Here is a 19,325-nt window from a genome sequence, read left to right on the forward strand (position 1 = left end):
GCTAGTCCCGGCTGTCGCCGAAGCCGCGGGCCGTGCCGGTCACGGTGTCCTTGAAGTCCTCAGCGGTCTCGCGAGCCTGCCCCTTGGTCTGCTCCGCGCGGCCCTCGGCCTTCAGCCGCTCGTTGCCGGTGGCCTTGCCCGCGGCCTCCTTGGCCTTGCCCTTGATCTGCTGGCCCTTGGCTTTCTTGTTCGCACCCATGCGCATCTCCAATGCGTGTGGTCCGGATTCGGTGAGCGGCTGTCTCGCGTATCGCCGGCCGACGCCGCTTCGCGCGGCCTACTACCACGCATCCCCGTACTTCATGCGCAGACCTGCAATGTCATGCCTTTGAGGGGGAAAGGTCCCTTTCGCCGGGAAAGCGAACCACTACAAACGGGGGACCGAACCGCTTGGCCGGGTGCGGGTCTCCTTCGTGTCGCGCTTCTTCGGGGCCGACCGGTCGGACCGGCCGTGGCTGACCACCGAGTACGTGAGCGGCCCGCCCCTGCGCGAACGTGTCGGGGCCAGGCGCCGCTCACCAGCGACCCACTGATCGCCTCCGCCGCGAGGGCCGCCGAAGCCGATCGACGCGGAAGTTCCACAGGAGTACTGGATAAACGCGATGGACTCGGAGAACATCAGCTGCTCCCAGGTCACCGGAAGCATCTCGTCAGGCGAGACTCTGCGGATCACCGGAGAAGAGGAGAGCAACGGGGTCAGCACGACCCACTGGGCGGAGAGCGCCCGATGGGAGGGACTCGCGGACGACACGGCCGGCTGGGCGAGGAGCGGCTATGAGGGCTTCCTTGAGACCGGCATAGAACTGGGAGAGATCAACTTCGACTTGTGGGTGGACCAGCAGAACAGGCCGGTCATCCTCTCCAGGAAAACGGCTCCCACGAGACGGGACTGCAGTAACGCTGGTTCACGCTCACACTGACGGACTGGGACGAGCCTGAAGAATTGATTGAGTCAGATTAATCAAGAACTATTTCATCCTGGAAGAATTCGCTCAAGCCTTGAATGAACGACAGGGACCGTCTTTCGAACGAGAATTCGAAATTCACTCTCAATATCCACATTCTCCGAAGCAGAAGGCGGAGCCTTTAAATCAATCCGAAACACCCCACTTCTTGTTCTCCCCAAAAATGCATAGAGAACTCCCCCCTCCTCCTTTGATCCATATACCGCATAGGATTCTTCGGCCATGTCACCCATAATCTCTTCATTGACAACCGAAGCAAAATCTTCCCTCAAAGATTCCTTTTTTAATGAGAAAACATTCTCCGCGCTATCGACACGCATACTCTCCGATTCTCCACCTGCAAGAGCCTCGTACTCGAGAGAGAATTTCCATTCCATTCCATCTGGGGAGTATATTTCCCAAGTACAGTTGTCTCTGATGATTCTACTGTCAACACCAGGCCCAGGGTCGCTGTATCCATCCCCTGAATCAATCCTCTCAGGCCCCATTGATCTGAACGCTCCAGCCTGAGCCGATGTCTCCAGAGTCTGACAAAGGTTGAGCGCCCCTTCAGTCATTGAGGGCGCCGGCTCCCAACTTCCAACTTGCCCCTCTGTGTCCCCCCCAGAAGGACCATCCACCACAGCGGAGCCAATGGAGTTAACTACTAAAACCAACCCACCAACAGCTATGAGAGCAGCGAGCGCACCCGACCCGACCATCACCAGGAACGCTTTGACCCCATGAAGTCCCTGTTTCTCACTCATCGGTTCTCCAATTGCGCCTTAGCCTCCGATGCCTCCAGCGGCCGGGTGAACCCCATGACCGCCGACCGGTTCGGGCTGTCGTACTCCCGTGTGGCGATGGGTCCGCAGTTGGTGCACCATGCCTCCACCATCAGGCCGTCGCCGATGACCATGCCGACGTGCCCCGGCCCCGGCGGCTCTCCCGCCCTCTGGACGTCGAAGAAGACCAGGTCTCCCGGCTGCTCGTCGCCCTTCTCGATCCTCGGGCCGTAGTTCCACTGGTCCTGGGAGACCCGGGGGATCGTCACGCCGACGCTCTCGTAGGCCCGCATCACCAGCCCTGAGCAGTCGAAGCCGTTCGGCCCTGTGCCGCCCCACACGTACGGCTTGCCGCGCTGGTCCATCGCCCAGTCCACCACCGCCTGGGACAGCTCGTCCGGCGCGACCGCGATGGGGTTCCCCGCCGCGTTCAGGGTGCAGTTGACCGCCGTCGCGATGGACGCCCCGGTCGAGTACTCCCCTTCCGCGTACTGCTCCGCCCAGCCCAGGACGTCGTCCACGTACCACCACGCGTGGTTGTAGCCGTAGATCGCCTGGCGTATGTCCTCCTCCGCGCCGTGCGCGAGCAGGTAGTCGGCCGAGGCCGGGATGGCGTCCGCCGGGTCGTACACGTTCACGATCCCGTCGCCGTTGCCGTCCTGGCCGTACCCCTGCTCGGGGCGGTCCTCGACCGGCATGATCGGCTCACCGCCCCAACTGTTGCCCGCAGCAGAACCGTCCAGCGCGCCGAACTGCATCGGGCCCGCCGCGCCCCAGTCGTTGTGCCCCTCGGTGATGCCCGGCCCCTCCCAGCGGCCGTGGTGGCTCTCCACCTGGCCGACACCGGCGAGGACGTTCCAGGGGATGCCCTTCTCCTCCCCGACCTCCTGGTAGATCTCCAGGTAGTTCTCCGGGATGGAGTCCTCCGCGTAACCGGACGCCTCGACCTGCTCGGCGTCGCTCGTGCAACTCAGACCGTTGGCGACAAGGCTTCCCACGCTCTGGTTCACCGCGGCCAGCGGGATGACGAGCACCGCGAGGCCCACCACGCCCGCGACCAGCACGCCGACGCCGACCGCTAGCTGGGTGGCGCAGTTTCCGTCGTCTGCCGGAGCCTCACGAACGAAAGCCCTGATCATCAGCCCTCTCCGAAGTTTCCCGCGTCCGCCGGCTGGAAGTCGAAGACCTCCCACGCCTGGCCGCTTCCGATCATCGTGACGGCGAAGTCGCCGAGGTTCTGGGTCTCGCCGTCATTGCCCTCGGTGACGGACTGAACCCTGAGGACGAAGACGACGGAGTCCTCGTCGAAGCTGCGGATCGAGCGCACGTCCGCCCGCCCGGTGGACACCGCTTCCTCCTCCTCGCGCTCGCCCCACAGGGCTCCGGCGCCGGAGCTCTGGGCGAGGGTGTCGGCATACTCCTCGGTGGCGTACTCGCCGAGGCGGTCGTAGTAGGTCTCGGGAGGGTCGGAGTAGTCGATGGTTCCGTACGCCTCGGCGAAGGCCTGCGCGGTGGCCGCCGCGGCCTTGAACTCGTCCTCGGAGAAGGGGAGCCAGTCGGCGAGCGCCATGTCCTCGGCCGCCGTCGTGGGGATGGGGGCTACGGGCTGGCCGTCTGCGCCGCCCTCGCCGCTCTCCACCGCCTCCTGCTCCTGTTCCTGGGGGTCCTCCTGGTCGTCGGGCCCGAAGCCGCCCACGCTCCAGTAGATGCCGAAGGCGACGAGGGCGACGACCAGGACTCCGAAGACGAGACGCTGCGCACCGTCGGAGAGGGGCTTGGGCATGGGGGGCTCTCTGGTGAGTCGGGTCTGGTGGCTGAGGGACTCCGCAGGCGGGGGTCGCGCGCCTATCCGGGGATGGCGCGCGGCCCCCGCCGTTGGGACTTTCTAGTCATCGCTGTCGAGCCAGAACGGGACGTCGCGTTTGGGGTCGCGGCGGCGGGTGGCCTCCCCGGCCCAGAACGGACTGGTGGGAGCGTCGTTGCTCTTGCCCGACCCGGTCAGCCAGTTGTCGCCGTCCCCACCGCTCGCGCGCGGCGCGGGGGCCGGGGGAGCCTGGCGTCCCGGTCGGGCCGGTGGCGGGGTCCGCCTCTCGCCACGGGTCCCGGGGCCCGCCCAGCGCGCGGCCCTGGGAAGCGTGCTGCCCTGCGGCGGGGTCTCCGTGCGGCCACCGCCGCCGAACATGCCCGCCCCCGAACCGGAGGTCGAACCGGACACGGGCGGCGCCTCTCCGCCCGCCCTCGGAGTCGAAGCGGCGCGCTGGCCGCTGCCGGAGGAGCCGGTCCCGAAGACCGAACCCCAGCCGGTGTCACCGGTACCGGTGTAGCCGCCGGACGGGCGAGGCGGGATGGAACCAGCGCCCGATCCCCCCGTCCCCTCGAAGAGACCGCCGCTGGCCGCCGATGTTCCGCTGAGGCTGGGCGCCTGGGACGAGTCGCGCTGCGGCGCGACACCACCGGACCTGGCCGGGGTCCCCGTTACCTTCCCGTTCAGGTCCAGCGGTGGCGGAGCCGCCGAGCTGCGAGTCGTACTGTTACCGGCCGTACCCCGGACGCGCGCCTGCTCACCGTTCGATTCGGTGCCGTCGACCTCTGCACTCTCCCCCGTCGCGGTACCACCTCGAACCGCGTCTGCGGTCTCGGCCGCACCGGCGATCGCGCTCCCGCCACCAGCCGGAATGGACGCCGCGATTCCAGCGATCTGGGCCGACCTGTTGAGCCCCCACTTCTGTGCCTTCATGTAGGCGACCGGCGGGAGCACGATGGAGCTGTTGCCGACAACATCACTGTTGATGGCGTCCCTGACCATGCGCGAGGTGAAGGTGTTGGCATTCACCGAGGCGAAGATATTCGCGAACGGTCTGCGGTAGACGACCAACGCCAGCGTGAACAGGGCCAGGAGGATCATCTGGAGGCCCCAGCCCAGATCCGTTGCCATTACCAGCCCGTAACACATCACCAGAAGAGAAATAAGAAGAACAACAAATACTTGCTTAAGCAGCAAACCCAACAGCATTTCCATCCAGCGAATTAGGACCGTCCGCCCATATCCTGGATGAATTCCAATCAGCAAAAAAATCGGAGAAAAAAGAAGCAGGAGAAGAAATCCGATCTTTAGAACAATAAGCGCAACCGAGCCAGCAAGAATCAGGCCGCCAGCAAAGATTGACGAAAAAAGCGCTAGAGTCGCAACCCCCAAACGCCCCCCTTGCTGATTTCCTTCAAAGAGAGGGTAAACTTCAGGGTAAGTTTGCTCAATATTCTGAGCAATTTCTTGATACTCTTCCTGCTTTTGCGAAGTCAGATCAGCTGGATCAATTTCTCCTTGATTTATCTGCTGCTGCTCAGTTCGATTTATCCCCTGCGCTTCAAGCAGCGGGACTGCGTACTGCTCCGCCGCAGTGTCCGCAGCCAATCCGCTACCAAATGTCCCGGCAATCCAGGGCCTGCACACCAGACCAGACCAGAGCATCTGCGAGTTTTGACGGATAGCGAAGTCACTATCGGACTCCCAGTCCGCTTTCTGGATTTCAGGAGAACCAGCCGGACAAGAACCCGCAGCTCCGGGAACACTAACCCTGGAGACAGTAGAATTAATCAACTGCCCCCCCCGAATTGACTACGGTACTCGCATATCCCAAAATTTGAGACGGATTAATCAGTATCCAGATACCCAAAGCAGTGGCAAGGACCATCCAAATTGCGCTCTCAATAGTGAGAGTAACTCGCTTGCGAATAAGTCCATACCAACCAAGCCAAACTGCACCGAGAATTATTACTGTTGGCAGGAGCGGACGCCAAATCCCTTCACGCAGTTCCGTAACAACCCCTTCGACAAGGCGGTTGAAACTGTCCAGAAGCCCATCAGAAGAAGCCGCTTGGTAGACCGTGATGGTGGACTGGTTAATGGTCTTGGACAGGTCCCACGCGGTGTTGCTCAGGGTGGCGACGGCGCTGGAGCTCAGCTTGTCCACGCAGGACTCACGGATGACGTGCCACTGCTGTCCAGCCGTCCCGTACTGCCCGTAAAGGCTTGCGTCTGGTGGAAGACCGTCAGGAGAAGCAGCTGCGGCGTCCGCCGCCTGCGGCGGCACCAGCAACCCGTCCGCGCCCGATCCCGCTGCTTCCGGTTGCGGGGCGGGCTCTCCGTCGCAGCCGGGGACGGCGGCCTGGCTGGACCCAATCGGGACCACCAGGAACGCCAGCATCATCGCGGCCAGGAACACCGCGCGGCGCCATCCCAGCGCCCGTGCCCTGTGGAGCAGCGTCATCGCAGCGGCTCCCTGATTCCCTGTCCAGTGGTGCCGACCAAAGCGCCGTCCTCCTCAACGTGGGGCTTCTGCCGTGTCGGGTTCGTATCGAGCCAGCGCAGCAGCTCGTCCGATACGAGGTCGACGGCGATGCGCCCGGCGCGGCCGTCGAGGTCTCGGAAGATGCACTCGCCGTTGCCGAGGTTGCGCAGCGCGGCCATGTGCTCCTCGGAGGCTTCGACGCCGAGAAGGGCCATCACGTCGCCCACCTCGACCCGCTCGCTGGAGCGGAAGGCGAACACGCTTGAGAGGCAGTTGGTCACCTGCTCGTTGAGGAGGTCGCCGGCGTTCTGGCTGACCAGGATGAGCGCGGTGTTGCGGGACCGGCCCATCCGCGACACCTCGGGAACGAGCTTGGCGCCCTCCGGGGTGGAGGTCACCGCCCAGGCCTCGTCGAGGAAGATCGCCTTGGGCAGGCTCCGGTCGAGCCCGTTCATCAACCGGCGGGCGAACTGCGAGACCAGGTACAGCAGGGCGACGCTGAGCCGCTGCTCGTAGCTGTAGTCGTCGCGGCCGATCGCCGAGTCGGGCAGGGTGAGGCCGCCGAGGGTGAACACGGTCGTCCAGCCCTCGCTGTCGATCTGCTGGTCGCCCTGGGGGTCGAAGCACAGACTCGCCAGGCGCATCTCCGACATGGAGCGCAGCACCGCGCCGAGGTTGCGCGAAGCGGCGTCCTCCGCGTCCTCCAGGTGGGCGACGACCTTGGCGAGGCTGGGCTGCGGCTGGTTCGCCACGGCCGCCACCGCCTGGATCATCGCCGACTCGCGCTCCTCGCTCATGCGGGGGAGCAGCAGCCGCAGCGTCTCGGTGGCCATCGTCTTCTTGGCGGGCAGGTCGTCGCCGAAGCCGAACGGGTCCAGCAGGCCCGCCTCCGCCGACTCCAGGGACATGATCCGCGCCTTGCGGCCGCGCCGCTGGAGCAGCTGCACGAGGGACTCGGCGTCGCCCTTGGGGTCGATGGCCGCGACCGTGACGCCGCGCAGCGCCAGCTGGTAGATGAGCAGCAGCGCCAGCGTGGTCTTGCCGCCGCCGGGCTCCCCGGTGATGGCGATGGCGGTGGGGCGGTTGCGGGCCGCCGCGACCATCGGGTCGAAGTGCACGATGGAGCGCGCCCGGCCCAGCGTCTCCCCGATGTAGGGGCCGATCCAGCCCGCCCCGCCCGCGTCCCTGCGGTCGCCCAGGTCGACGGTCGCGGTGGGCATCCCGCCCGCGATGGTGCGCAGCGGCTGGCGCTGCACGTACGCCTCCAGGCGGGTGCGGTCTCCCGGCAGCGACTCGCAGAACAGCGAGAACTGGTCGCCGGTGGAGTGCGTGATGTCGATGCCCATGTCGCGGTAGTGCTCCACGACCGCCTCGACCCGCTGGACCAGGAGGTTCTCGGTGGGCGCGGCCACCATCAGGCGGTGCCAGCCGTACACGAACGGCAGCCGCTCCTTGGTGATGCCGTGCTCCAGCATGCGCGCCGCGCCGATCTGCTCGGCCAGCGCGATGTCGGGTTCGGCGCCGGCCTCGCGCATGTGGGCGTCCATGTCGCGGGCGTGCGCGAGCCTGCGCGAGACGTCCTTGCTGGCCTTCGCGGGCGGGACCAGCTTCATGCGCAGGCTGGCCTCGACGGGGAAGGGCAGCGAGTCGGCGTAGTGCAGCCACGGCTCGCCGTCGGGGAACGGCATGAGGTCGGGGAACCGGGAGAACGACAGGTACGCCGCGTACGCCTCGCCGCCGGGCTGCTCCAGGCGCAGGAAGGAGCGGCCGTTGTGCAGCACTCCGTCGACGAGGGCCTCGATCTCGCCCTTGCCCCAGCGGCGGCGCCCCGCGGCGGACTCGCGCGGCTCCTCGATGGTGGCGGTGACGGCGTGCCGGATCAGCCAGGCCAGTTCCGGGGAGCGGGCGTGGCGGGCGCGCAGGGAGCTGGCGGCCAGCGCCCGGCCCAGGCGCTCGGCCTGGTCGGTCCAGCGGGCGATCTCCCTGTCGTCGATCGCGTCGTCGCCCATGCCCAGGACCTGCTCGGTGCGCTGGTAGGCGCCGAACAGCTGGGCGAACACGCCCTGGGAGAGCTGGGCGCGCACGCCGCGCTGGCCCAGGCGCACGCCCAGGTAGACCTCCTTGCTCCAGAAGTCCTTGGCCCACACGTGCCGGTACATCTCGTCCAGGTAGTCGAACCAGCCGGGCCCGGAGTCGGAGGTGCCGTCGAGCCTGGTCGCCCAGTCCGCGGCGGGGTAGGCGCGGTGGGCGACCCGCAGGTGCACCTCGGCGTCGTTCATCCGGATCGCGGCCAGCGCGATCGTGATGTTCGTGGCGAGGGCTTCGCGCTCGTCGGGGGTGGAGAACTCGTAGGAGACCGTGGGCAGTCGGAAGTACGCCCATGCCTCGGTGTCGCTGAGCAGGACGCGATCGTCGAAGTAGCGGACCGCCAGTCGGCTGGCGCCCCTGCTGGCGTTCATCGGGTGTCCTCCTGCGAAGGTGCGGTGCGGTGGCGGTGCGGTCCGGCGGCCGCGGTGGAGGCGCGGCGGGTCACCGGTTCGCCTCCGTCCTGCTGCGGGCGGCGGGGTCTGCGGCGAAGCCCGCGGCGACCACTCCGGCGAGGGCGGCGTGGGCGCGGCGGGTGGTGGGTCGCAGCGCGTCGGTGTCGATGACGGCGCGGGCGGCGGCGATGTGGTCGTCCCAGGGGACGCGGACGATGGCGCGGCAGCCGCCGCGGGCGACCTGCTCGGCGGCGTCGACGTCGGCGAGGCTTCGCTTGCTGACGCCGTTGACGACGAGGACGGACTTGGTCCTCAGGTCCTCGTAGCCGTGCCCGTCGAGCCACTCGAAGGTCAGCGCCACGGCGCGGGCGGCGTCGGAGCTGGCCGGGGCGACCAGGACGAGGGCGTCGGCGATGGGCAGCGCGCGCGCCACACCGGTGGCCGCCGGGTCCAGCAGGGTGACCTTGTAGTGGCGTTCCAGCATCGCGGTGAGGCTGGCGTAGTCGCGGTCGTCGAGGGTCTGCACGTAGGGGTCGTCGAGGGTGGCCACGACCTCCAGGCCGCTGGTCGACTGCGAGGTGTAGCCGCGCAGGCCGAGGTAGCCGTGGATGGAGTCGGCGTTGGCGAGCAGGGAGGTGAGCGTCTCGGGGCTCTCGGTGCGGATGCGCCGGGACAGCCCGTTGGGGCCCGGATTGACGTCGATGGCGACCACGCGCTCGTCGCGGTGGGCGGCGAGGGTGTGGCCGAGCATGAGCGCGGTGACGGTCTGGCCCGCGCTGCCGGTGCAGCCCAGGACGACGATGCGGCGGGCCCCCTCGAAGGGGGTGCGCAGCCGTTCCACGTCGGCGGGCGGCAGCTGGGTCCTGGCGCTCGGGGTGTTGCCGCCGGTGACGACGCGGGCGAGCCTGCGCCAGCCCCGGGTGCCCCCGCTGGGCGAGTCGTCGGTGTGGGCGGGCCGGGTGGACCCGGTCCCGGCCTCGTGGTGCTCGGGCGGGGGGACCTCGCCCGGTGCGACGTCGGGGATCCCGGTGGACGCGGAGGCGCCGTCCGAGCCGCCGACCACGCGCACGTCGCCCCGGCCCGACAGCAGTTGCTGCTCGCCGGTGCCGTGGTCGAGTTGCAGGTCCGGCTTCTCGGCGTCGGGGTCCTTCCGCCCGTCCCCGGCGTTTCCCCGGGCGGGGGTGAGCATCTCCCCGACCTTGCGCGCGTTCTGCGCGATCCGGGTGAAGACGCCCCGGTCCTGGCCGGGCTCGGGCTCGGCCGCGGGCTCCGTCGCCGTCTCGGCGCCCGTCGAGCGCATGCTCCGGGAGAGCCGGCTCGACGGCCGGGACTCCTCCGGGCGGTCCGCCTCGGCGGCGGGGCCGCCGGACTCACCGGACTCGCCGGGGTGGTCGTCGGCCCGCTCGCCGCCGGTGGACAGGCCGGCGCCGCGCCGCCGCAGCGCGGCCTGCTCCACGGCCGCCAGGTCCTCCTCCGTGGGCCTGCGCTCGGCGGCGTCGGTGAAGCTGTCGTGCTCGCCGGTCCCGTGGTCCAGCTCCAGGGGCGGTTTGCGCTCGTCCAGGGGGCCGCCGGTGTCGACGGATCCCCCGGCCGGGGTGACCCGCTCCCACGCGCCGGTGCCGTGGTCCAGCTCCGGGGACGGTTCGCGGCCGGTCCGGCCGCCGTCGGCCGGCGCCTCGGGGGCGCCGCCCCGGACGCGGCCGCGCAGGGTGTCGGCGACCTGCTCCCACGCGCCGGTGCCGTGGTCCATCTCCAGGAGCGACTTGCGTTCGGTGCCGGTCGGTACGGCCAGGTCGGTGGTGAACCGGGACTCGGCGGCCCCGGCGGGAGCCGGCTCGGGCTCGCCGACGGGGTCGGGCTCGGCCCGGGCCTCGGCCGGAGCGGCCGCGGGCTCGGTGTCCGCGGGCCCGGCCCCCTCGCGCGTGTCGTCCCGCGCGGGGACGTCCTCCGGCTGCTCGTCCGGCTCGGGTTCCGGCTCCGGGGCGACAGCGGCCTCGGGGGCGCCGCCCGCCACGGGGGTGTCGGCGGGGTCCGGGGCGTCGTCCCGGACGGCCCTGCCCCACGGGGTGTCCGCGGGCTCGGCCGCGTCGGGAACCCCGGCCTCGTCGGTGCGGGCGACCGGGGGCAGGTCCCAGGGCGCGGCGTGCGGGCGGGGGCGCCCGAGGGCGCGTTCGGCCTCGCCGCGCGCCTCCTCGGGGGTGGCGGGGAGGCCGACGCCGTAGCCGCGCGCGGTCTCGCGGGGCTCGGCGTTCTCGGCGCGGTCGCGTTCGAGGCGGCGGGTGACCGCTGCCCCCTGGGTCCGGCCGCGCAGCCTGCGCCGGGCGGTCCTGCGGGCGCGCGCGTCGTCGAGGTCGTCGACGAGGTCGGCCGCGGCGAAGGGCTGGGTGGGGACGTCGACGGCCGGCACGGCGAGGACCTCGTCCGAGTCGGTTCGTGCGACCGGTTCAGCGGGATCCGGCGCGGCCATGATCTCCTCGGCGCGGCGGCGCGCCGCCGCGCGGTCCCGCTCCGCGTCGGCGTCCTGGTCGGCGCGGGCCTCGGACGGGTTCGGGTGGGGGACGTTCTCCGCGAGGACAACGTCGTCGGACGCGCTGGTGCCCCTGGCGGCCGGCGGCCACGGGGTCTGGCCGGACGACTCGCCCGGGGAGGTGTACCAGCTGTCGCCGTCCTCCTCCTCGCGCGCGGTGCGGCGGCTGGGGGCGTCGTCGCGGCGCTTGGCGGTGGCCAGCCCGGTCCGCTGCGCGGCGGGCGTCCTGGGGGCGGGGCGCTCGGGGAGCTCCTCGCGGGCCGCCGCTGCCCGTTCGGGCTTGTCCATGGCCAGGCCGAAGTAGTTGAGGACCCGCTTGCCCGCGGAGCGGGGCCGCGGCCGGGCCGGGGCGGGCTCGGCGGCCGGCTCGGGCCGGCGCGCCTCCTCGGGGGCGGCGGCGCTCTCGACCGCCTCGACCACCGCGGGTTCCACCGCGGTCTCGGCGGCCTCGGTCTCCATGACCGGCTCGGGCGCCGCGACCGGCTCGGGCGCCGCGACCGCCCCGGCGCGCCCGCGCCCGGCGGCCGCGCTCACCGGGAGCGGGCCCGCCGCCGGGTCACGGCGCCAGACCCGCACCGCGATGACGATGCGGTCCGGCTCCCGCTGGGGCGCGAGCCGGGTGTAGACCCTGGCCTCGGTCGCGTAAAGGGCCTGCGACCGCAGGAGTTCGGTGAGGCGCTTGCCCTCGACGACGGGGCGGGTCGCCAGGAACCCGATCACCCAGGGCGGGACGATCCACACCACGTGCCAGGGGGTCTGGAAGGGGACCCCCAGGAGGTTCATCAGCAGGACCCAGACGAGGGCCACGCCCAGGCAGACACCGACGGTGACGAGCGGGACGGGAAACGGCAGCCGGAAGTCGTAGAGCTTGTACAGCCGCTTCTCGATACGCCAGATGTTGGTGTATGTGGGCAGATCCACGTCCCCGGCCTCCTACTCGGTGTTCACGCCCATGGCCCGCGCGATGGCGACAGCGAGGACTTCGATGATCCCTGGCACGTAGAAGACGATTCCGATGAAGATCGCCAGAATGATGAACTGGGCGAAACGGGTGATCTCCCTCGTGAACAGGAAGAAGATCGCGACGATCGACACGATCACGAGGAAGAGCGGGCCGAAGAACCCGCGCAGCCAGTCGGCGAGCCCGCCGGTGTCGGGGCCGTCGGTGACCGTGGTCGTGCCGGCGAGGGTCAAGACGGGGTGCAGCGCGTCCGCCGCGGCGTGCGCGAGGCCGGTGAGGAGGGGAAGCATCTAGCCGACTCCCTCCTTGGTCTCAGATCTGTCCTGCATGGTCCTTGCTTCTCCTTAACAGTGCCTCTGGGCCGGTCGCGGCCATTGTGGCGCGCCGGTCACCCGAACGAGTTCGGGGCACCCTGAATATCGCGCACGTACCAGGACCCGCCGTCCCTGACGACGGTGATCTGGTAGCTCTGGGTGAGTTCGGCGGGGCGCGCGCCCTCGTCCGCGGGGAGACGCCACACCACGGTGGCCCGGGCGACGCGCACGTCCTCGCTCCCCGATGTCGCGGCCGGGACCGCGACCTCCGTGAGCGCGCCGAACTCCATGGCGTCCTGCGGCAGCGCGGCGACGGCGGCGCCGGGTTCGAGGTAGCGGTCGAGGTGCTCGTGGTTCTGCGCGTAGGCCTCGAAGAAGCCTTCGATGTGCGGTTCCAGTTCGGCTCGGGCCTCGGTGTCTCCTTCGACCGAGGGGGCGTCGGGCAGGTCCGCCTTGTCGGGGGCGGCCAGGAGCGCGGGGCGGCCCGAGACCACCAGCGCGGTGCCGCCCTGGTCGGCGTAGACCGGCACGTCCAGGCTCATGGGTTGGCCGTTCACGTCGGCGGCCAGGCGGACCAGCGCGTTGTTCTCGTCCTTGATGTCGACGACGAGCACCTCGATCCCGGTCGCGGACATCTGCGCGCCGGGAAGGTCGAAAGCGGTGGCCCGCCCCTCGGGGACGAACTCCGCGAGCGTGTCGGCGCGCTCGCCCGCCTGTTCGGGGTCGGCGTTGAGGTAGACATCGGCGAAGCGCACCGCGAGGGAGGCGGCCGCGGTCTCGGGGAACTCGACGACGTCGGTCTCGACGGGCTCCTGGGTGGTCGGCGGGGCGACGGCCGAGCGGATCGGCAGCCAGATGCCGTTGAAGATCACCACGAGGATGAACGCCCACAGCACGGCGCGGCCGACCCACACCCACCACCGGCCTCCCGATCCGGCACGGGGGCGCCGGGAACGGCCGCGTCGCGGGTCGGCGTCGAAGGTCTCGTCCGGGTCGGCGGCGGCGTCCGTCTCCATGACACCACCGCGCCCAGCGGTCGACCTGCGGGCCATCACGCCTCCATCCACCCACGGGCGCCCCCCTTATGCGGAGCCGCCGAATTCCGTCATCCGTCTGTCTACCCCATCCTCTATGGTGCGGCATGACTCGGGATCTATGACTGCATTGCGAGGCCGTGTTTCTTCCCAACCCAATCCCTGTACCCGGTGTCACAAAGGCGCAAAGCACCATGACCGGGTCATCACTCGCCGATCGAATGCGTCCGGCAAGGTCAAGTCAGAGTTCCGGGTTGGCCGGAAAGGAAGAAGTCGCTGTTCAGATAGGGAAATGTGGCTGGTGGAGCCAGTGACGGCACGGGACCGGCGTGCCTCAGACGTTGAAGCGGAACTCCACGCTGGTCACCTCTAACCTTATTCCGGTTTCGGGCACAAGAAGACCCCGGCGACACTGCGGGTACAGCAAGTCCGGAGCCATGGGTGCGGGTCGGGTCAGGGCTCGGGGAGGAACTCCGAGATTCGTGTGTACCGGATGAGGTCCTTCAGCGAGTTGGCGGTGAAGACCTTGCCGCGAGTGGCCGCGATCATCTGGCCCATGTCCTCGCGGCGCACTCCGAATCCGCGACCGTCGATGCAGGCGACGACCTCGAAGGACGGGCGTCCCTCACGTTCGCGTTCGTCGCGCATGGACGCGAGTCGCAAGATACGTGAGACCTTGTCGCGGGCGGTGCCGTCATCACCGGTGATCTTGGCCTCGATGATCACTGTGGGGTCGAGCTCATCCGGGATGAAGAAGTCCGGGGCCTGGTCGAAGCCCGGGACTCGCTCAGCACGCTTGGTCTTGCGGGCCGAGACTCCAGCCTGCGAGAGCAGGTCTTCGATGGCGTTCTCCATCACGTCACCGACGAGCTCGGAGACGCCATCGCGATGGCTGGCGAACGGACGGCCGAGGTAGCGCTCGTAGAGCAGAACCGCGTACGGGACATGCTGCTCGGCGACGTACCGGATGGAGTCCAGCCCCTCCTTGGTGTCGAGCTTGTCGAGCCGGTGGATCATTCCGTCCTGGCTGTCGGTCGCACCCTCGAGCAGCACGCGGCAGGCTGCCTGGAACAGGGCCGTGACTCGGCTGACCGTCAGCTCAGAGGATCCACCCCTGGTTGAGAAGTATGCCGGGTTGGTCTTCATGTGCTTGTCGAGCCCGCGCGCCCAGTTGTTCGGGAACTGCTGGTCGGTCTCCTCCTTGGCGAGGTCCTGCCATTCCGGTGGGGTCACGCCGACGATGGTGCGCAGCACTATGCCAGCTATGGCGCACTGCTTGACCGCGTTCCAGCATCGGTCGACGTCGAGCACAGTGAATCCGTTGGTGTGCTTGCGCAGCGCCTCGTAGCCCGAGCGGAACTCCGGGTACTCCAGGAAGGACGCACCACGCGGGAGCAGCATGAACTGGCTGGTGAGGTCGTCGAAGGTGGACTGGACGAGCTCCCCGAGATGCGAGGGGATGTCATCGGGGGCAACCTCGTAGGGGCGCAGGGTCATCAGCTGGTTCCTTCCTGTGCCACCGTGGCCTCCACGACGGCCTTGGTAGCGATCTCGAAGCGACGCTCGATCGACTCCGATGAGTTCCAAGTGGCGTGCAGGCCTCGAATGGCGTCTGCGGCCACGTGGCCGGCGCGCAGGCACAGCATGTCGCCCTGGGTGGGCTCGTAGGGCACCTCGCGCATCGCGGCGGCGTCGAGGGCGACACGCTCGTCAACGCTCGGCACCGAGTCGGGGTCCACTGCCTCGGCGCGACAGACGAAGACCGAGTCAAGGATCGAGGACTTCGTGCCAGCGATGTGCAGTGACGCTGACATCTCACCAGGGGCGACCAGAGTCGCAGTGCAGCTCAGGCCAGCATCAAGGATCGCGATGATAAGGGGGACATAGGCGGCCGGGTCGTTGTGGTGGTAGGTGAACACCAGAGGAGCACCGGGCTTGAGCGCCCCGGACATCTGGCAGAAGACTTCGCTGAGGCCAGCAGCAAACTCCTGCATACCGCGCAATCGCGTGACGTTGCCGGTCAATTCGTCATCCGTACGGGTCGTCTCGGGGGCAAACTCCGCGCGGCCATCCATGAACGTACGCAGCCAGACATAGCAGAAGTCCATCAACTCGGCGTACTGGACCATGTCGAAGTACGGAGGGTCGGTGAAGACACCATCGAGCGAGGCGGGGCGCAGTGTGAGCTTCTGGGAAGGGGCCGCAGCGAGCCAGGCACCCTGAGTTTCTGCCGACGGTTCAGAGGCTTCCAGCGGGGCCTCGATGGACTCCCCCGGGATCGGCACGATGATCTTGCGGCGTCCCTCGTAGCGGGTTTCGTGAGGACTCTTGGCGTACTGCTTGGCCTTCACGTACTTCGCGACAAAGTGGACGAAGGAGCCTGAACCGACCTTGGGAATGCCGAGCAGGCTGTTCTCGCAAGCAAGCAAAGCCACAGGGAAGCCGTGAACAGCAAAGATGTCCTGGCACTTCAGGGCATAGGTGTCGTAGCGGCAGAGCAGGTTCTGATAGCGCAGGAAGTCGCTGAACACGGTCGCCAGGGCATAGCGGGCCTCGTCGTTCTCGACGTCGGCGATCCGACGCATGAGCAGTCCCAGGCCAAGCAGCTGACGGTCGCTAAAGAGCTCGCTCCAGCGGTGGTATCCCCAGCGGTGCAAGCGGCTGGTCTCGTCGCCGGCCTGGATCTCCTGGTCAGGGATCAGCAGCTCCTCGCGATGTTCCTCAAGCAGCTGCGAGGCGCGCTCGGCCCGCGCGATGTCCTCGGCGTCCGGGGTCTTAAACTGCCGACCCTGCACCTGGCCGTAGCAGTGGACGCAGCGGTACTCGATGCCGTACATGCGGTGCTTCGGCGGCTTCGCCAGCAGCGGGGCGAACTTGAACTTGTCGCCGCAGTAACGGCAGGTCGCCGTGCCGCGGTAGGTCGAGCGCTCCTTGAGGTCGTGATCGCACTCAGGACAGCGAGGTGCGGAGCTCTTGTCGACCTCGCGCAGGGCATTGCACCCCGGGCAGTGGTATACCTCGCGGGGGTGGCGCACAGCCTCGGCCAAGCGCAGTCCGGGGAACAGGTCGACGTTCTCACCGCAGGACGGGCAGGCGCACGTCTTCACGAGGTGGGCATACTTCACGTCAGCCGGCTCCGAACAGATCGTGCAACTAGTGCGGTAGAGATCGCCGATCTGGTTGCGCACGTCATCCATGACCTTCTCGGCCTCACGCTGGAAGCGGTCAAGGCCGAGCGGCGAGACTGCCTGGCGCACGGTCCAGTAGGCCATGGGATTCACGTCGCCGCCGACAACGCTCAGACCCAGGCGAGCCGCTTCGAAGACCGTGGTGCCACCGCCCATGAACGGGTCGGCGATGATGCCTCGCACGTCGTGACCGCTGAAGTAGTCAGCGGACAGGGACTGGTCACCGAACTCGGAGAGCAGGAGCGAGCGGAAGACCGAGCCCGGGCGTCGGGCGAACCACTTGTGGATCTGGATGATTGGGCGATAGGACTGCTGGACCTGCTTCTCGCGCAGTGCGAGGCGTGCCACGAAAGTCGGATCATAGCGGCTCTCCAGGCGGTCAACCGGCTCAGTGGGGTTCTCGGTGGTCAGAGCAACTTCGATCGTCATGCTCGAATCCTAGGCAGGGCCTCCAACAGTCGGGGTGTCACTTCTTGTTGCTCCCAGAGGTTGGTGCGTGCCGGAACTCCACCACGTCGCCGTCTGCCATCACGTACTCCTTGCCTTCGATGCGGACCTTCCCGACGGCTTTCGCCGCCTGCATCGAGCCGGCTTCGACCAGGTCGTCGAAGGAGACGACCTCGGCCTTGATGAAGCCGCGCTGGAAGTCGGTGTGGATGACACCGGCCGCCTCGGGGGCCGTGTCGCCCTTGTGGATGGTCCAGGCGCGCGCCTCCTTCGGCCCGGCCGTCAGGTAGGTCTGCAGGCCCAGGGTGGCGAACCCGACGCGCGCCAATTGGGCCAGACCGGATTCGGTCTGCCCCATCGACTCCAGGAGCTCGGCCGCCTCGTCGTCCTCCAGCTCGGCGAGCTCGGACTCGATCTTGGCGTCGAGGAAGATGGCCTCGGCCGGGGCCACCAGGTCGGACAGCTTGGCGCGCAGCGCCTCGTCGCCGAGCTCGTCGGTGTCCAGGTTGAACACGTAGATGAACGGCTTGACGGTGAGCAGGTTGAGCTCTCGCAGGTGGGCCAGGTCGATCCCGGCGGCGGGGCCGCCCGACGACAGCGGCTTCCCCTCGTCCAGGACCCGCTGGGCGGCCTCGGCCGCGGCCAGGAGCTGCTGCCGGTCCTTGTCCTTGGCGTTGGTCCTGGCCTCCTTGGCCAGCCGCGGCAGCGCCTTCTCCAGGGTCTGGAGGTCGGCCAGGATCAGCTCGGTGTTGATGGTCTCGATGTCCCGCGAGGCGTCGATCTCCCCGTCGACGTGCGTCACGTCCGGGTCCTCGAACTCCCGGATGACCTGGCAGATCGCGTCGGTCTCGCGGATGTTGGCGAGGAACTTGTTGCCCAGCCCCTCGCCTTCGGAGGCGCCGCGGACGATTCCCGCGATGTCCACGAAGGTGACGGTGGCGGGCAGGATCTTGGCGGAACCGAAGATCCCGGCCAGGGTGTCGAGTCGGGGGTCGGGGACACCGACCACACCGACGTTGGGCTCGATGGTGGCGAACGGGTAGTTCGCCGCCAGAGCGTCGTTCTTGGTCAGGGCGTTGAACAGGGTGGACTTGCCGACGTTCGGCAGGCCGACGATCCCAATAGACAGACTCACGGAGTTCGAGTGTAGGCGGTCGCGCCCCCGGTCCACCCCCGTTGCTCCCGCGACCGGGGGAAGATCCCCCTTTGTCCCCCTTCGCCTGCGCGTCGGACCAGGTCAGGAGTAACGTCCTGGAGAGTGGTTCGGCCGCGGGCCGCGCCGCTCTCACCCGACCGGCAGGGGCCGGGCGGCCACTTGGGGGGTAAGGGTGGTTCATGATCCTGTGCGGGCGTTCGTACATCGCCATCCGAACGTTCGCTATGCAACAAGACAGATCCGTTCGCGTCTTCCACAGTTCCTGGGTGGAATCGATCCGGAACTCATTCCGCCCCGGGTCCGCTCCTTCGACCTGCCGCTCCCCCGGCGCGCGGGCGGCGACGCGCTGGGCCCCGGGTCGGTCGCCGTCCGCGTGCCGGGCGACCTGTCCGTGCCGCGCCGCCTCCACGAGGCGGGGGTCGCGGGGTACGAGCCGCGGGCCCTCGCCTGCTTCCTGGCCGTCCTGGAGCACGCCCCGGCGGGGGCCGTCCTGGACGTCGGCGCGCACGTCGGCCTGTACGCGCTGCTGGCCGCCGCGCGGAGCCGCCGCCGGGTCTACGCCTTCGAGCCGACGGCCGAGGTCGCGGCCGCCGCGCGCCATCGCCGAGGAGAACGGGCTGCGGGTGCGGGTGGAGGAGGCCGCCCTGAGCAACCACACCGGCACGGGGACGCTGCGGCTGTCCGCGACCGGCGAGGCGTCCAACTCGCTCGCGGCGGGCTTCCGGCCCGAACTCGGACGCGTCCCGGTCCGGGTGGACACCGCGTCGCGGTGGCGTGAGCGGGACAACATCGTTCCGGCCGTCCTGAAGATCGACACGGGGCCGACGGGCCCGGACGTGGTGGCGGGCGCCCTGGAGGTCATGCGCCGCTTCCGCCCGTGGGTCCTGTGCGAGGTGCCGCCCGACCGGGGGCTGGAGGAGCGGCTGATGGCGCTGCTGGAGCCGCTCGACTACACCTGGCACCGCGTCGACGGCGATCCGCCGTACCCGCCCCGCGCCCGCATCCGGGAGCCCGGCACCGGCGACCCCTTGTGGCTGTTCGCCCCCGGCCTTCCCGACGAGGGGTTCTGGGAGACCGCCCGGCTCTGGAACGAGGCGGTCCTCGGCTGCCGCCCGCCGGCCGGCGACGCGGGACCGGCCGGCGGGAACGTCCCGCGCGCCCGGGCCGGACGCGGCCGGAGCCGGTGACGCGGGCCTCCCG

At 68.9% G+C, this 19,325-nt stretch carries 15 protein-coding genes; 2 read left to right on the forward strand and 13 right to left on the reverse strand.

Features of this window, described 5'->3' with window-relative positions; all coding sequences use genetic code 11:
* Position 1: 1 nt before the first annotated feature.
* Positions 2-199: a CsbD family protein gene (locus EV190_RS00480; RefSeq protein WP_133739409.1), complete on the reverse strand. Its 198-nt coding sequence runs from the start codon at positions 197-199 to the stop codon at positions 2-4.
* 403 nt (positions 200-602) lie between these two features.
* Between EV190_RS00480 and EV190_RS00485 the strand changes: the two genes are divergently transcribed.
* The gene (locus tag EV190_RS00485) at positions 603-920 is read left to right on the forward strand and encodes a hypothetical protein (RefSeq protein ID WP_133739410.1); all 318 of its coding nucleotides are present in this window, start codon (positions 603-605) and stop codon (positions 918-920) included.
* Positions 921-973: 53 nt separating this feature from the next.
* On the opposite strand, the gene EV190_RS00490 is transcribed toward EV190_RS00485, so the two are convergent.
* The 12 genes from EV190_RS00490 to ychF form a co-directional block, all read right to left on the reverse strand.
* Positions 974-1,711, reverse strand: coding sequence for a hypothetical protein (locus tag EV190_RS00490; protein WP_133739411.1), 738 nt, complete (start codon positions 1,709-1,711; stop codon positions 974-976).
* On the reverse strand, positions 1,708-2,868 hold the full coding sequence (locus EV190_RS00495; RefSeq protein WP_133739412.1) for a C40 family peptidase: 1,161 nt from the start codon (positions 2,866-2,868) through the stop codon (positions 1,708-1,710). Before EV190_RS00495 ends, EV190_RS00490 begins: the two co-directional genes overlap by 4 nt.
* Positions 2,868-3,512, reverse strand: a complete 645-nt coding sequence (locus EV190_RS00500) for a hypothetical protein (RefSeq protein WP_133739413.1) — start codon at positions 3,510-3,512, stop codon at positions 2,868-2,870. The genes EV190_RS00495 and EV190_RS00500 overlap by 1 nt, the downstream gene beginning before the upstream one ends.
* 102 nt (positions 3,513-3,614) lie before the next feature.
* Positions 3,615-5,198 carry a type IV secretion system protein gene (locus EV190_RS00505; RefSeq protein WP_243742249.1) on the reverse strand — a complete coding sequence of 528 codons (1,584 nt, stop codon included), beginning with the start codon at positions 5,196-5,198 and terminating at the stop codon, positions 3,615-3,617.
* A 121-nt stretch (positions 5,199-5,319) separates the two neighbouring features.
* The gene (locus EV190_RS23835) at positions 5,320-5,997 is read right to left on the reverse strand and encodes a hypothetical protein (protein ID WP_243742250.1); all 678 of its coding nucleotides are present in this window, start codon (positions 5,995-5,997) and stop codon (positions 5,320-5,322) included.
* Positions 5,994-8,477, reverse strand: coding sequence for an ATP-binding protein (locus tag EV190_RS00510; protein ID WP_133739414.1), 2,484 nt, complete (start codon positions 8,475-8,477; stop codon positions 5,994-5,996). Before EV190_RS00510 ends, EV190_RS23835 begins: the two co-directional genes overlap by 4 nt.
* A 70-nt stretch (positions 8,478-8,547) precedes the next feature.
* Entirely contained in the window at positions 8,548-11,946 is a 3,399-nt protein-coding gene (locus tag EV190_RS00515) for a TcpE family conjugal transfer membrane protein (RefSeq protein ID WP_133739415.1), read from the reverse strand.
* A gap of 12 nt (positions 11,947-11,958) precedes the next feature.
* Positions 11,959-12,276 (reverse strand): hypothetical protein, encoded by a 318-nt coding sequence (locus EV190_RS00520; RefSeq protein WP_133739416.1) that lies wholly within the window; start codon positions 12,274-12,276, stop codon positions 11,959-11,961.
* Positions 12,277-12,374: 98 nt separating this feature from the next.
* Positions 12,375-13,352 (reverse strand): conjugal transfer protein, encoded by a 978-nt coding sequence (locus tag EV190_RS00525; RefSeq protein WP_133739417.1) that lies wholly within the window; start codon positions 13,350-13,352, stop codon positions 12,375-12,377.
* Between the two features lie 435 nt (positions 13,353-13,787).
* A complete protein-coding gene (locus EV190_RS00530) occupies positions 13,788-14,831 on the reverse strand; it encodes a hypothetical protein (protein ID WP_208112974.1) in 1,044 nt (347 codons plus the stop codon).
* Positions 14,831-16,951, reverse strand: a complete 2,121-nt coding sequence (locus EV190_RS00535; RefSeq protein WP_133739418.1) for a DNA methylase — start codon at positions 16,949-16,951, stop codon at positions 14,831-14,833. The genes EV190_RS00530 and EV190_RS00535 overlap by 1 nt, the downstream gene beginning before the upstream one ends.
* A gap of 37 nt (positions 16,952-16,988) precedes the next feature.
* Positions 16,989-18,104: a redox-regulated ATPase YchF gene (ychF, locus tag EV190_RS00540; protein WP_133739419.1), complete on the reverse strand. Its 1,116-nt coding sequence runs from the start codon at positions 18,102-18,104 to the stop codon at positions 16,989-16,991.
* Between the two features lie 644 nt (positions 18,105-18,748).
* Between ychF and EV190_RS24390 the strand changes: the two genes are divergently transcribed.
* Positions 18,749-19,312: a hypothetical protein gene (locus EV190_RS24390; protein ID WP_341770500.1), complete on the forward strand. Its 564-nt coding sequence runs from the start codon at positions 18,749-18,751 to the stop codon at positions 19,310-19,312.
* Positions 19,313-19,325 lie beyond the last annotated feature (13 nt).

Origin of the sequence: Actinorugispora endophytica, from assembly GCF_004363075.1 — a bacterium.
GTDB classification, from domain to species: Bacteria; Actinomycetota; Actinomycetes; order Streptosporangiales; family Streptosporangiaceae; genus Actinorugispora; species Actinorugispora endophytica.

Coding starts and splice junctions, on each gene's coding strand:
- EV190_RS00480 (WP_133739409.1), bottom strand. CDS start 199: ATGGGTGCGAACAAGAAAGCCAAGGGCCAGCAGATCAAGGGCAAGGCC.
- EV190_RS00485 (WP_133739410.1), top strand. CDS start 603: ATGGACTCGGAGAACATCAGCTGCTCCCAGGTCACCGGAAGCATCTCG.
- EV190_RS00490 (WP_133739411.1), bottom strand. CDS start 1,711: ATGAGTGAGAAACAGGGACTTCATGGGGTCAAAGCGTTCCTGGTGATG.
- EV190_RS00495 (WP_133739412.1), bottom strand. CDS start 2,868: ATGATCAGGGCTTTCGTTCGTGAGGCTCCGGCAGACGACGGAAACTGC.
- EV190_RS00500 (WP_133739413.1), bottom strand. CDS start 3,512: ATGCCCAAGCCCCTCTCCGACGGTGCGCAGCGTCTCGTCTTCGGAGTC.
- EV190_RS00505 (WP_243742249.1), bottom strand. CDS start 5,198: ATGCTCTGGTCTGGTCTGGTGTGCAGGCCCTGGATTGCCGGGACATTT.
- EV190_RS23835 (WP_243742250.1), bottom strand. CDS start 5,997: ATGACGCTGCTCCACAGGGCACGGGCGCTGGGATGGCGCCGCGCGGTG.
- EV190_RS00510 (WP_133739414.1), bottom strand. CDS start 8,477: ATGAACGCCAGCAGGGGCGCCAGCCGACTGGCGGTCCGCTACTTCGAC.
- EV190_RS00520 (WP_133739416.1), bottom strand. CDS start 12,276: ATGCTTCCCCTCCTCACCGGCCTCGCGCACGCCGCGGCGGACGCGCTG.
- EV190_RS00525 (WP_133739417.1), bottom strand. CDS start 13,352: ATGGCCCGCAGGTCGACCGCTGGGCGCGGTGGTGTCATGGAGACGGAC.
- EV190_RS00530 (WP_208112974.1), bottom strand. CDS start 14,831: ATGACCCTGCGCCCCTACGAGGTTGCCCCCGATGACATCCCCTCGCAT.
- EV190_RS00535 (WP_133739418.1), bottom strand. CDS start 16,951: ATGACGATCGAAGTTGCTCTGACCACCGAGAACCCCACTGAGCCGGTT.